General features: G+C 36.8%; 15 protein-coding genes and 2 pseudogenes. 15 read left to right on the top strand and 2 right to left on the bottom strand.

The window, feature by feature from the left end:
* Nucleotides 1-74: 74 nt before the first annotated feature.
* Both MHH87_RS18115 and MHH87_RS18110 read left to right on the top strand, forming a co-directional pair.
* Complete coding sequence (locus MHH87_RS18115) at nucleotides 75-440, top strand: hypothetical protein (RefSeq protein ID WP_340751163.1); 366 nt, start codon at nucleotides 75-77, stop codon at nucleotides 438-440.
* A 231-nt stretch (nucleotides 441-671) separates the two neighbouring features.
* Complete coding sequence (locus tag MHH87_RS18110) at nucleotides 672-1,349, top strand: DUF6946 family protein (RefSeq protein WP_340751162.1); 678 nt, start codon at nucleotides 672-674, stop codon at nucleotides 1,347-1,349.
* Nucleotides 1,350-1,496: 147 nt separating this feature from the next.
* Here MHH87_RS18110 and MHH87_RS18105 read toward each other — a convergent pair whose 3' ends face one another.
* Entirely contained in the window at nucleotides 1,497-2,123 is a 627-nt protein-coding gene (locus MHH87_RS18105) for a nitroreductase family protein (RefSeq protein WP_340751161.1), read from the bottom strand.
* Nucleotides 2,124-2,257: 134 nt separating this feature from the next.
* Between MHH87_RS18105 and MHH87_RS18100 the strand changes: the two genes are divergently transcribed.
* A complete protein-coding gene (locus MHH87_RS18100) occupies nucleotides 2,258-2,599 on the top strand; it encodes a winged helix-turn-helix transcriptional regulator (protein ID WP_340751158.1) in 342 nt (113 codons plus the stop codon).
* 52 nt (nucleotides 2,600-2,651) lie between these two features.
* Here the strand turns inward: MHH87_RS18100 and MHH87_RS18095 are convergent.
* Nucleotides 2,652-2,855, bottom strand: a pseudogene (locus tag MHH87_RS18095) (IS3 family transposase); the annotation flags it as partial.
* Nucleotides 2,856-3,150: 295 nt separating this feature from the next.
* Between MHH87_RS18095 and MHH87_RS18090 the strand changes: the two are divergent.
* From MHH87_RS18090 to MHH87_RS18035, 12 genes and pseudogenes are all read left to right on the top strand, one after another.
* The gene (locus tag MHH87_RS18090) at nucleotides 3,151-3,639 is read left to right on the top strand and encodes a metal-dependent hydrolase (RefSeq protein WP_340751156.1); all 489 of its coding nucleotides are present in this window, start codon (nucleotides 3,151-3,153) and stop codon (nucleotides 3,637-3,639) included.
* Between the two features lie 260 nt (nucleotides 3,640-3,899).
* A complete protein-coding gene (locus MHH87_RS18085; protein WP_340751155.1) occupies nucleotides 3,900-4,607 on the top strand; it encodes a DNA alkylation repair protein in 708 nt (235 codons plus the stop codon).
* Between the two features lie 214 nt (nucleotides 4,608-4,821).
* Nucleotides 4,822-5,595, top strand: a complete 774-nt coding sequence (locus MHH87_RS18080) for a hypothetical protein (RefSeq protein ID WP_340751153.1) — start codon at nucleotides 4,822-4,824, stop codon at nucleotides 5,593-5,595.
* Between the two features lie 388 nt (nucleotides 5,596-5,983).
* Nucleotides 5,984-6,484, top strand: coding sequence for a GNAT family N-acetyltransferase (locus MHH87_RS18075; RefSeq protein ID WP_340751151.1), 501 nt, complete (start codon nucleotides 5,984-5,986; stop codon nucleotides 6,482-6,484).
* A gap of 136 nt (nucleotides 6,485-6,620) precedes the next feature.
* Complete coding sequence (locus MHH87_RS18070; protein WP_340751149.1) at nucleotides 6,621-7,064, top strand: hypothetical protein; 444 nt, start codon at nucleotides 6,621-6,623, stop codon at nucleotides 7,062-7,064.
* 199 nt (nucleotides 7,065-7,263) lie between these two features.
* Nucleotides 7,264-8,229: a quinone oxidoreductase family protein gene (locus MHH87_RS18065; RefSeq protein ID WP_340751147.1), complete on the top strand. Its 966-nt coding sequence runs from the start codon at nucleotides 7,264-7,266 to the stop codon at nucleotides 8,227-8,229.
* A gap of 142 nt (nucleotides 8,230-8,371) precedes the next feature.
* A complete protein-coding gene (locus MHH87_RS18060) occupies nucleotides 8,372-9,286 on the top strand; it encodes a PhzF family phenazine biosynthesis isomerase (RefSeq protein ID WP_340751145.1) in 915 nt (304 codons plus the stop codon).
* A gap of 120 nt (nucleotides 9,287-9,406) precedes the next feature.
* On the top strand, nucleotides 9,407-9,970 hold the full coding sequence (locus MHH87_RS18055) for a GNAT family N-acetyltransferase (protein ID WP_340751143.1): 564 nt from the start codon (nucleotides 9,407-9,409) through the stop codon (nucleotides 9,968-9,970).
* Nucleotides 9,971-10,453: 483 nt separating this feature from the next.
* Nucleotides 10,454-10,615: a hypothetical protein gene (locus MHH87_RS18050; RefSeq protein WP_340751141.1), complete on the top strand. Its 162-nt coding sequence runs from the start codon at nucleotides 10,454-10,456 to the stop codon at nucleotides 10,613-10,615.
* Between the two features lie 6 nt (nucleotides 10,616-10,621).
* The gene (locus MHH87_RS18045) at nucleotides 10,622-10,954 is read left to right on the top strand and encodes a globin domain-containing protein (protein ID WP_340751139.1); all 333 of its coding nucleotides are present in this window, start codon (nucleotides 10,622-10,624) and stop codon (nucleotides 10,952-10,954) included.
* A gap of 243 nt (nucleotides 10,955-11,197) precedes the next feature.
* A pseudogene (locus MHH87_RS18040) lies at nucleotides 11,198-11,465 on the top strand (FAS1-like dehydratase domain-containing protein); the annotation flags it as partial.
* 115 nt (nucleotides 11,466-11,580) lie between these two features.
* Nucleotides 11,581-12,147: a DUF4256 domain-containing protein gene (locus MHH87_RS18035; RefSeq protein WP_340751137.1), complete on the top strand. Its 567-nt coding sequence runs from the start codon at nucleotides 11,581-11,583 to the stop codon at nucleotides 12,145-12,147.
* Nucleotides 12,148-12,313: the final 166 nt, after the last annotated feature.

The following is a 12,313-nucleotide window of genomic DNA, read 5'->3' as shown; positions in this document are numbered from 1 at the left end:
GAAATCAGCTTCTTAACGATTTTATCAAATATCGAACAACATAATTCAGAAACGAAGATAGGATAGTACTTATTATGGAGAACGTATCAAATGTAGATCAATTGGAATCAATAAAATCTTTCCAATCGACAATCAGTAAACTCGAAAATGCCTTATCCCAGATGACTGAGAAAGGCGCAAATACTACCTTAGTAAAGAAACGACTCAAAGCTGTTTGCATCGGCTTAGCCATGCTAGAAAACGTCTGGAATCAAAGACCCCGTCATCACACCCATGAAGAATTAGCAGAAGCTCGCAATGTTCTTACTGGTTTATTTCCATCAATTGAGAATATTTATGCTAAGTCAAAGGCTGGTAGTCCCCAAAGAACGCTTTTAGAAAGAAGAATTAAAGCGCTGGAACTAGCTGTTCAAGCGATTGATGATCTTTCCAATGAATAACCTATCAAGCTAAATAAACAAACGGGGTGCTTTAATTAAAGATTCACTCCTTAAAGTAAGCATTGAAAATTTGACTGAATTCTACCTAGCGATGTAGAGTCAAGTCGTTTTTCTTATTGAACTAATGGTGCAAGGTAGTTCAATCAAGGAATGGTTTTTTATGGTAAAATTTATTTATAGTGAAGGTGACTTTATGTATAGGGAAAATAATCTTGATGAAGGAGTGGGAGAATGGGCAGATTCTTTGTACCGTCAGAAGGAGCAATATCATGGAGAGATTTCCTTTCAAACCCTGAGAAACAGTGGAAAAAAGGCTATTCTGCTTTTGAATTAGCGGATTGTTGGGAAAACGCTAGCAATTTACCAAATTGTGTTGACAAAGTATTTAAAAAGAGTAAGTTAACATTGTTTAACGATGTAGAAGTATTGTATGGATTTCCCGAATACAAGGTTGCTTTACCTGGAGGAAACGCAAGTTCACAAAATGATCTTTATGTACTTGCAAAGGCAAGTAACGAGCTTTTAACGATTATGGTAGAAGGAAAAGTATCAGAACCCTTTGGAGAAACTGTGGAGTCCTGGTTAGGTGACAACCCGAGTGACGGTAAAAGAAAAAGATTGGAGTATTTACTTAAATTACTAGGGTTAGATGAGGATTCAGTAAAAAATATAAGATATCAGTTATTACATAGGGCTGCATCCGCACTACTTGAAGCTAGGAAAGTAAATGCTAATAATTCACTTATGCTTGTTCATTCTTTTAGTGAGACAGCAAAGTGGTTTGAGGATTTTACTGAGTTTGTCAAACTTTTTCACTTATCCCCTAAGCAGGATGAAATTGTTGGTCCAATAAAATTAAATGGTATAAATCTTTATTTTGGTTGGGTAACTGAAGTATTTATTAAGTAAAAGAGAGATGCTTTTTTTTACTCAACGAACAGGTGCTTTGGAGCAACAAGGTTTTCAAAGATAATCAACTTTCCTTACAATCCAATAAATGAAGCGGAAAACCCTCACAAATCAACGTTTGTGAGGGCTTTTGTATGTGCTTACGATTTAGATAAAACGAGCAATGTCTTCTAATGGTAGACGAGATGAGCCAAATGCTGGTGAAGCTGCTTTACCAATCGCGATGAGTACGATCGGGAATTGATTCTCAGGTAATGCGAATCGCTCAGTAAATTTCACTTTATCAAATCCGCCCATTGTTACTGTATCAAAGCCTTTTTCTTTGGCAATCAGCAGAAGTTGCATTGAAATGAGACCCGCGTCAAAAGAGGCGATGTTCTGTCTAACTTCTAATGGAGCGTGAGGGTACATATGGTTCGTATTGCTAACCATAATATTTTTCTGTTCTTCCCCCATATGACCTTCAACTACATTTTGTGTGTAGATTTTTTCTACGTTTTTATACATTTCAGCATCACCAATAACGGCAATAACGGCTGAAGATGTTTCAATTTGTTCTTGATTGTTCGCGATCGCACGAAGTTCTTTTTTTGTCGCGTCATCTTGAATCACAAGGAATCTCCAAGGTTGTAGGTTACTTGAAGAGGGTGCACTTGTTGCTTCTGTAAGGATTTCTTCAAGTTCTGCTTGAGTCATTTTAAAAGTAGGATCGTATTTACGAACGGATTTTCTTTCGTGCATAATTGTATATAAATCTTGAGTTGCTGTTGACATGGTTTTTTCCTCCTTATACCTTACTAAAGGTAAGTTTATAAATCGAATCTTACCATTAGTAAGTTTGTGCGTCAAATAAAAAATCGGATATGTTACAATAGAGGAAAATGAATTCACAGGCGGGAGGTTAGGATATGACTCAATCGAATTGCACACATATCTGTAGCAGCTATCATCAAGCGATTGAATTTATCGGGAAGCGCTGGATGGGCATGATTATTTATACATTAGTACCAGGGCCAAAAAGGTATCACGAAATTCACGCGACCATCCCTGGAATTTCGGATCGTTTACTAACAGAGCGCTTAAATGAGCTTGTAGATGCAGGCTTAATCAATAAAAAATTCCTTGATTCATCAATAAAAAAAGTAGAATACGAGTTAACACCCAACGGCTTAGCATTCCAGGAAGTGATTCTGTCTATTGTAAGATGGATCGAGTTATGTGACTTTGAAAAAACAACGAATAATTCATAATGAAAAAACTGGTTAGATTTTGATCTGACCCTAGAAAGTTAGACATATTCAGTTAAGTAGCTTCTAAGACCTGAGTTCGGTATTCCACCGGGCTTAGGTCTTTTAATTTTTCCTTCATTCGTTTGGGTTTGCAATAGTGAATGTAGTGTTTGAGCTCCTGTTCAAAATGCGCCATGGATTCAAATTCTTGTAGGTAGAGGAGTTCGGATTTTAATAAGCCAAAGAAATTTTCGATGATCGCGTTGTCCAAATAATTGAACCTTCCTATCCAGGTGAAGTTACATGATTCAGTAGCAGTTTGATAAACCAGATTTTCAGTTTATCGTTAGCTAGATGAACGCCATTTTGATTAATGTTTATTCAAAATGGCGTTTTTTATTTGATATCACATAGGAGCTCGTTTCGTCTTTAGTCCTTGCGTAAGTACGGCAACTTGTATGTGAATCTAACTGTGAAGTGAACGTATGTTTGGAATGTGTGTTCTCTTTTTGAGTGAAGTGTGTTAAATTTGGAGAGTAGAATTTAACAACACGCAAGGAGAATTTGGGACTATGCTAGGGAATACACACATCGTAGGAGGCATCACAGCGAGTCTTGCTTTTGCGCAAATTTCCAACGAGAGCCCTCTCGTATTACTAGGGGCAGGTGTTGTCGGTGCATTGCTGCCGGATATATGCCACGGTGGTAGTAAAATTGGACGGATGTTTCCCATCAGTTCAAAAATCGTCAATAAGCTATTTGGGCATCGGTCTTTTACACATAGTTTGCTATTTTTATTTTTGATGGCGATACTTATGGATGCTTTTGTACCTTTTAAGTCATTAACGATAGGGATTTTACTTGGGATGGCCAGTCATTTTATCCTCGATATGGGGACCAAAAAGGGCGTTAAGTTATTTTTCCCTATAAAAATAGCGGTGCGTTTCCCACTTACAGTTAAAACAGGTGGCAAAGTCGAAAAGGTCATCTTTGCGGTGCTATGTATGCTGTCACTTTATTTTGGTTATGAGCTACTAGTGGATATAGTAAGCGTTGCGTAAAAAAGAAACCCCTGTACGAGTTGAATTGACATAACGATTTGAGACACACATAAAACAACTATTTTAGGCTACTTGATGACCAAATTCTTTTGGCTTCTGGTAGTCTAATTTTTCTTGAATTTGTGCCTCACTGTATTCTTCACTACTGCCCATAGACGGTCGTTTTGGTGACAAAGTGTAGTTGCTTATAGGATAATGGAGGTGGAATGGATGGGCAAAATATTTGCGGGAAAACACTCGAAAAAAGGAAGTGCTATACGATGAATGTAGAAATGGTTATGCAGGAACTTGAAGCTCTTGGCAAGGAACGAACGAAAAAAATATACATATCCAATGGTGCGCATGAGCCGCTTTGGGGCGTGGGTACGGGCGCTATGAAGCCAATCGCCAAGAAAATAAAAATCAATCAACCTTTAGCTGAAGCGCTTTATGCCACAGGGAACTACGACGCAATGTACTTCGCAGGCATTATTGCAGATCCAAAAGCCATGACGGAATCAGATTTTGATCGTTGGATGGATGCAGCGTATTTTTATATGCTGTCCAATTTTGTAGTGGCCGTAACTTTATCCGAGTCCGATATTGCACAAGAAGTTGCGGATAAATGGATCGCAAGCGGTGAAGAGCTGAGAATGTCAGCGGGCTGGAGTTGCTACTGTTGGCTTTTAGGAAATCGACAAGACGTTGAATTTGCAGAAAGCAAGATTTCCACTATGCTGGATCTTGTGAAAAATACAATTCACGATTCACCAGAACGAACGAAATCCGCTATGAATAATTTTCTATACACGGTGGGGCTTTCCTATTTGCCGCTCCATGAAAAGGCAGTCGAGACCGCAAAGGCATTAGGTCCAGTAGAAGTCAAACGGGACAAGAAAAAAAGCGGTTTCCTAAATGCTTACGAAAGTATTATAAAAGATGTGGAGAAAGGAAGAATTGGTTTTAAACGCAAGTATGTAAGATGTTAATAGTAGCCTCGCATCGCGAAGTAATCTGCAATGTTCCAGCGCGTTGATCCACCAAGGATTAACGCTTTTTTAGGTCAAACTAACTGAACTAAAGCAGCAAGATAGTTCAAGAAGAAAGGCTATTGAATGACGTTCTTTTTAGTTCTTTAAGTATTTATTTTTATTATAAGGGGAAGATACCTACAAAATACACATCTAGAGGTGGCGGTCATGCTTGAGAAAGGTAGTCATACTAGTCATGGTCATTGTTGGATTATTTTCCTCAATACAATTAGTAAAGGCGAATAGTCAACCAAAATTAAAAAAAGAGGATGTTTTATATGTCCAAGTATACCGTTTAAACGGAGAAACTCGTTCGTTTAAGGAAAATGATGGGTATGAGGAAGTAATCATTAATAAGGTTGTGAACTGGCTAAATACAGCAAGTCCTTCCGAAGAAGCAATTGAGCTAGAGTTAACTAAAACGCCCGTCGTCTCGATAATGAAACTAAAAATGAAAAATGGGGACGTTGCGGTTATTGAACCTGCCTATAATTGTGTGGCCGAAAACCAAGTAAAAACCTGCACGATAGCAGATGGTGAGGTACTATATACCCGCAATAATAAAAAGGTTCGATTGAAATCATTAGCGCTGTATGATTGGCTCTTAGTAGGCTGGAAATATGAAAGTGTTGGCGCACCAAAAGATGAGTTGCTGGAAGAAACGTTATATACCCGATATTTTTCCTACCTCGACGAAACGTACGCAGATTTTATCATGTGCCCCAAAATAGATAAAGTTGAAAGAAAAAATGGCGATACAAGAAGACATATCGTTCATGCTAGTGCGTTAAATTATAGTGCACATCATGGTGACGCTCCTTATGATAGAATCCATATCACGCTCACCGATACGCCCGAAAATGGTGTTAAAATAACTCAAGTTACGATCGGAAAAGGTATTTCGGATAAAGAAAGCCTTATACAATGCAGACGGGAGAGCGAATAAACATTGTTCGCCTAACAAGTGCTGCCATAAACAACATAATTACTCCATATGGTTTCGATCTTTATCAAGACAAAGCAATTCCAGCGCAATACCCAAGTATCAGCAGCATACCAGAGACTCGTTATTATGAAGAGTACAGTATAGAGGCAATCTAAAATTAAAGAGTGCTGTAGCATCTGGAAGTGGGTAAGCTGCTACATTCAGTGGGACACTTTCTGTAGGGGTTAATAAAAACGATGAAGTTGAATAAAATTTTGGTATAAGAGAAAGCCACGAGCTCATTTAATGCTGTGGCTTTTTGATTTTTATATGCGGTCATGTTTTCGTATAATGATCTATGCCAGTGTCATCACGTTTGAATATAAACTGAAAATAGGGAAGTGTTACAATGAACATTAGATTATTAACGGCATCTGATGCAGAATCTTATTGGGAATTAAGAGTACAAGCCTTAAAACAGAGTCCGGAAGCGTTTCTAATGACGTATGAAGAGGAGTTACATCAAGAGAATCCAATTAATAAATACGCCCAAACACTTCAAAGTGAAAGTCGCTATACATACGGGGTATTTAATGGGGAAGAACTAATCGGTGTAGGGACATTACAAGTAGAAAAACCTTTGAAAATTAGACATAAGGCAAATATTTTAGCTATGTATGTGTCACAAAATCATCGAGGATCAAGCATCGGAAAAACACTCATGCGACACCTTATCGAAAAGGCTAAATCACTTGAACTCGAACAACTTCACTTAACGGTGGTATCAAACAACCATACAGCCGAAAAATTGTATTCTTCTCTAGGTTTTTGTCGGTATGGCTTAGAAGAAAAAGCGTTAAAATTAAATGAACAATATTGGGATGAAGAACATATGGTTTTGTTTTTATAGAGAAAATTTTTTGACGATCGGGAAGCGCTTGCTCAATTAGAGCAAGCGCTTCTTGTGTTAAATGCGCAGTTTAGTGCAATAACTGAAGTGGGTTTAAGCCCTTTTACACAGTCATATATTTTAAGTAAGAAAGGAAGTGTACAGAATAAAAAAGGGTAAAATCACTTTAATCGGAACCATTGGTATTTCATTCGTTGTTACCTTTCTATTTATCAATAACTCCTCAACAAAAGAAGAAACATCTGAAGCCCCCCATTCAATAAGTCCTGAAATACAAGCGGAAAACGAAAAGAAGAGAAAAGAAGTAGAGGAAATTCAAATGCTACTTTATCAAGAGAATGGCTTTTTTGAACAAGTAAACAAGAAATTGAAAGAAAAAGGCTATGTATTTCATATGTTGCTTGCAATTTATTCAAAAGATGACATTCGGGTGAAATATATCTTAGCAAATAAAGATGTTACTGAATCCGCACAAGAAGAGGTAAAAACAATTTTCTATGAATTAGTTGAAAATACCAATCTGGATTCCAATTCATATAATCTTAAAGTCGGTGGTAGTAATGAAGGGCCAGATTGGTAATGAAGTTCTTATTTCACTAACGGAGCACGTTGATCCACCAAGGGTTTAACGCTAAATTAGTTGGAATTCTTAAACTAACGGTGCCGGTTAGTGTTATAAGAAATAAATAAGAAAATTTCATAAAATTATTCGATTTCTCTTATCTATAATAATTGGTAAAATTGGATATATAAGTATATAAAAAGAGGGGGGATTAATAATGAAAGCTATAATCCAAAATAAATTTGGCGATGCAAGTGTACTTTCGTACTCAGATGTTGAAATACCGAAAATAGGAGATGGAGAATGTTTAATTAAAGTAGCATTTACGAGTGTGAATTATGCTGATATTAAAACACGTATTGGTAATAAAGGAAAAGGGAATTTCCCGTTAATATTGGGTTTGGATGCCGCAGGGACAATTGTAGAAACTGCTACCAATTCGCCTTTTTCAATAGGAGATCGTGTGATTGCTTTTCCTAAAGATGGTTCATATGCAGAATATGTTATTGCACACGAAAAACTAGTTTTTAAAATTCCAGAAAGTCTTTCATTTGAACAGGCTGCAGCAATGCCAACTGTATCAATCTTATCGTATATGCTCTTACATGAAATTGGACAAATACAAAAAAACGATACTATTGTTGTACATAGTGCTGCTGGCGGAGTTGGTTCGATGCTCGTACAATTAGCTAAATTAACTGGAGTTCAAAAAATTATTGGAACTGTAGGTAGTGTGGATAAAGTAAATTATGTGAAAAAATTAGGTGCTGACGTTGTTTGCACTTATGAAGCATTTTTAGAGGAAGTCCTAAAGCAAACAAATAATCAAGGTGCAAATATTATCTTTGATTCAGTTGCTGGCGATGTAACAAGCATGAGTTTAGATTGCTTAGCATTATATGGGACACTCGTACAATTTGGTAATAGTAGTGGACAAGCAGGCATATTTAAAACAAGTGATGTTCATAGTAGCTGTAGAAATATTAAGGGTTTTAGCTTAGGTACAACGAGAAAGCATAATCCAGTTCGATTGGCACCAGTTGCAGAAAAAGTGATAGAACTTTTTGAATCAAAACAAATTTCGCTTCCGATAGCACAAGTATTTAATTTAAGAGATGCAGCTGAAGCACATAAATTAATTGAAAGTCGTAATTATAAAGGGAAAGTTTTACTTAAAGTATAAAAAATAAGAGCTTTATCAGAATAAATCTTCTTTCACTAACGGAGTGCATAAGTAAAAGATAAATGAGCTACATAGATGGCTCTTTTTTTCTTGTTCAACTAAAGGAGCAGTAAAAATTACTTTAGAAGGTAGTGTTTATCTAATGAATAAAGTTGAGGTTTATCACTATGATGCATTTACAAAAGTACCAGGTAAAGGCAACCCGGCTGGGATTGTGTTAAATGCAGATTTATTAACTGGGGAAATGATGCAACAGATTGCAGAAAAAGTCGGATTTAATGAGTGTGCATTTCCAGTGAAATCAGAAATTGCCGATTTTCGAATTCGTTATTTTACGCCAGGACATGAAATGCCTTTATGTGGACATGCAACAATGGCTAGCATCGTAGCATTATTGGAAAATAACAAGCTCATTGAAAAAGAAATATACCAAATTGAAACGCTCGCTGGCATTTTATCTATAGGTGTCACAAAAAGGGATGGAAGCTATCAAATCCGAATGGAGCATGCTGAGCCTCTGTTTATTCCTTTTCATGGTTCTAAAGCAGCGTTAGCTAAGTCAATTGGTATACAAGAAAACGATATTGATCCCGAATTCCCAATTGTTTACGGCAGCACAGGAACTTGGACATTATGTATTCCTATTTCTAATTTAGATGCCTTCGAGCGAATGAAACCTAGTAATCAGGATTTTCCCAAAATATTAAAAGAAATGCCAAAGTCTTCAGTACATCCATTTAGTTTGCATGCTGCATTTTCACCTGATGCAAATATGCATGCTCGCCATTTTTCATCACCCTTTTCAGGGACAATTGAGGATGCTGTCACAGGGACTGGTTCAGGAGTAATGGGTGCATATTATGCAACGTATGTGGAACCCAATAAGAAAACAAAATATTCACTTGTTGTGGAACAAGGACAAGAAATGCAGAAAGATGGACGCGTCATTGTCCACGTTAACAATGTACAAAAATTACAGATAGCAATAACAGGTACGGCGGTTTTTGTACAAAAAATGGTAGTAGATTTATCAAATAATATAATCGCGAACATCTAGTAGTTGATTTGATATTGCCAAGAAAAAGAAAAGTGCGATGTCTTATGGCTAATACATTTAATCATTTAGGTAATACAAGTAGTTCTAGAAAAGGGTTAAAGAAGGGAAGATATCACATTGATGAAGAAGGAAATAACATTTGATTTTTTTTCAGAAACAGAAAGATTAGTAATAAGACCATTAAAAAATGATGATTATCAAAATTGGCTTAGCGAGTTTAAAAATAGATTTCCTTCTCAGCATAGACACGATATAGGTAAAATTGATATGAGTGAATGTACTAAGGAATGGTTTCATAATTTGGTGAAGAAACACCAGATGTTAGCGTTAAGTGATACAGCTAACGTATTCGGTATTTTTCGGAAAAATGATGGCAAACATTTGGGAATGGTAGACTTCTCCACATTAGCAAGAGAAAATTTTCAATGGGGTAGAATTGGATACACAATTCATAATCAGTACTGGAGAAAAGGGTACGGAAAAGAAGCGGTAATAGGAGCACTCCATATTGCTTTTAAGGACTTGCAGTTTCACCGGATTGAAGCGCATATAAACGTTGATAATGCACCTTCAATAAATTTAGCAGAGAGTGTGGGTATGGAATTTGAATGTGTTCGTAAAGGGTTTATATATGAATATGAAGAGTGGACTGACCATCTTATCTATTACATAAATTCCAAGTAATCCTAATTGAACTTACGAGTGCATTAGTTCAGCAAGAGGCTGCCTTTAATGGTGGCTTTTTCTTATTGAACTGACGATGCAGTTTAGTTGAACAAGTTCTACTACACTACCGACCAAACTTGTATAAAACCACTATGGTAAATTAAATAAGATTTCTTTTAAACAATTTGTATTTGTGTGCCTAATTTCTATTGTGTCAATAATTTTAACAATTGGATTTATGAGTCTAATGGGATAAAAGCAAATGTAGAGACGTTTTTTTACTAACCGGCCCCTTTAGTGCAACAAGGATTTCTAAAATAATCAAACTTTTTTACAATCCAACAAGTGAAATGAAAAGCCCTCACAAATCAATGTTTGTGAGGGCTTTTCTCCCATTAGTGAGGCTTTAACTTGTAGCTAAGATCTTACTGAATATGGGTGGATTTATTTGGGCAAAGTAATAGAATGTGTTAAATCATTTATATGGAGGGATATGTTAATATGCTTGATGAAAAAACCATTAATATCGTACAATCAACCGCCCCTGTTTTAAAAGACCACAGTAAAGAAATAGGAAAAAGATTTTACGAATTATTATTTGAAAAAGCGCCGGACTTACTTAACGTCTTCAATCAAACGAATCAAAAAAGAGGTATCCAATAGGAAGCCTTGGGATATGCCGTTTATGCCGCTGGAGAATATATTACAAATCTGGAGGCTAATAAACCAGTTATTGAAAGAATTTCTCAGAAACATCGTGCCATCGGAATAAAATCTGAACAATATCCAGTTGTAGGTGAAACTTTACTTCAAGCAGTAAGAGATGTCCTTGGTGAAGCTGCGACAGATGAAATTATTGAAGCGTGGGGTAAAGCGTATGGATATATCTCTGACGCTTTTATTAGTCTTGAGAAAAAACTTTATGAAGAAACCGAACAACAAGCTGGAGGTTGGGAGGGGTACAGGACTGCTGTTGCGACAGCCTTTTTCAATTTCTACTAATGGGGCAGTTTTGTATTTTTGTAGACGCATTTTCTACAGTAAGTATTTATAGTTATCACCGTATACTTGTAAACAATGATAAAGAGTGCAACACATCAATATTTTTTGCTGATATTGTATATAATCAGTAGGATAGTTCAATAAGGAACAGATTTGTTAGAAACTTAGATAAACCTGCAATAATATACTATAGGTAAATAATTTTAAGAGGAATTGTTACATGTGAATACCATAAAAGTGGGGGATGAAGGCATTCACCATACTACTGCTGATGATCAGGAGAGACTTGTCATACAAGGTTGTTGACAGAGATAACAATGTACTGGCTCGTACTATGAACTTTGAGTTTTTGAGACCAGTTTTCACAGGAGATAAAATCCTATGTAAAGTAACAATCGAGAAGTATGAAAAGCAAGATAATAATAGAATAGCTATTGTGTCATCTTTCATATGTACAAATCAGAATGAGAAACAAGTAATGATTGGAAATTTTGAGGGTATAATATTATAACTGTTTTTATTCAACTAGCGGTGGCGATTGTTCATTTAGAGTCATCGCTTCTGGTACTAACGATGCAGTTTAGTCCTTAAACCAATAGGAGTAAAAATAATAGGGGGAAACGAATATGACAAAGAGTAATAAGGAGTTGTTACCAGAACAACGTGAGGAACTACTCAGCACTCTGAAAGCCCGTTTTGAGAAAAATATGAACCGCCATGAAGAGCTTGAATGGGCTGCGGTACAAGCTAAGCTGGAAGGGAATACTGAAAAACTGTGGTCGCTCAATGAAATGGAAGGAACTGGCGGTGAACCGGATGTTGTGGACTATAACAAAAAGACGGGCGAATACATTTTTTATGATTGTTCAGCAGAAAGTCCGAAAGATCGCAGAAGTGTTTGTTACGACCGTGAAGCACTGGAGTCAAGGAAAAAAAACAAACCAGAAAATAACGCGATTGATATGGCAACAGCTATGGGGATTGAACTTTTAACGGAAGAACAATACCGGGAGCTGCAGCAACTTGGAACTTTCGATCTGAAAACGTCGAGCTGGGTGCAAACACCGGCTAATATTAGAAAACTCAGCGGGGCCCTCTTTTGTGATCGTCGCTACGACACGGTCTTTGTATATCACAATGGAGCAGACTCCTACTATGCTGCAAGGGGCTTTCGTGGCGCGCTAAGGGTCTAAATTTTACATAGACACCTAATTTTGAATGTGAGAACGAATCACCAGGGGAAGGATTTCATTTCATGCTTCAACTATCGGTACAGGTTCAATAAGATGAGAATGAAAAGCACGCTTTTATTGAGTTTTAACCATACAGGAGCGAGATATGCGAAAATACAGCAGTGCC

This window comes from Solibacillus sp. FSL H8-0538 (assembly GCF_038003525.1).
Taxonomy (GTDB): Bacteria; Bacillota; Bacilli; order Bacillales_A; family Planococcaceae; genus JBBOPI01.
This window is presented reverse-complemented; position numbering and strand designations above follow the sequence as displayed.

Excerpts from the sequence above, each read along its gene's own strand:
- MHH87_RS18115 (WP_340751163.1), top strand. The coding sequence starts at position 75 with ATGGAGAACGTATCAAATGTAGATCAATTGGAATCAATAAAATCTTTC.
- MHH87_RS18110 (WP_340751162.1), top strand. The coding sequence starts at position 672 with ATGGGCAGATTCTTTGTACCGTCAGAAGGAGCAATATCATGGAGAGAT.
- MHH87_RS18105 (WP_340751161.1), bottom strand. The coding sequence starts at position 2,123 with ATGTCAACAGCAACTCAAGATTTATATACAATTATGCACGAAAGAAAA.
- MHH87_RS18100 (WP_340751158.1), top strand. The coding sequence starts at position 2,258 with ATGACTCAATCGAATTGCACACATATCTGTAGCAGCTATCATCAAGCG.
- MHH87_RS18090 (WP_340751156.1), top strand. The coding sequence starts at position 3,151 with ATGCTAGGGAATACACACATCGTAGGAGGCATCACAGCGAGTCTTGCT.
- MHH87_RS18085 (WP_340751155.1), top strand. The coding sequence starts at position 3,900 with ATGAATGTAGAAATGGTTATGCAGGAACTTGAAGCTCTTGGCAAGGAA.
- MHH87_RS18075 (WP_340751151.1), top strand. The coding sequence starts at position 5,984 with ATGAACATTAGATTATTAACGGCATCTGATGCAGAATCTTATTGGGAA.
- MHH87_RS18065 (WP_340751147.1), top strand. The coding sequence starts at position 7,264 with ATGAAAGCTATAATCCAAAATAAATTTGGCGATGCAAGTGTACTTTCG.
- MHH87_RS18060 (WP_340751145.1), top strand. The coding sequence starts at position 8,372 with ATGAATAAAGTTGAGGTTTATCACTATGATGCATTTACAAAAGTACCA.
- MHH87_RS18055 (WP_340751143.1), top strand. The coding sequence starts at position 9,407 with ATGAAGAAGGAAATAACATTTGATTTTTTTTCAGAAACAGAAAGATTA.
- MHH87_RS18050 (WP_340751141.1), top strand. The coding sequence starts at position 10,454 with ATGCTTGATGAAAAAACCATTAATATCGTACAATCAACCGCCCCTGTT.
- MHH87_RS18035 (WP_340751137.1), top strand. The coding sequence starts at position 11,581 with ATGACAAAGAGTAATAAGGAGTTGTTACCAGAACAACGTGAGGAACTA.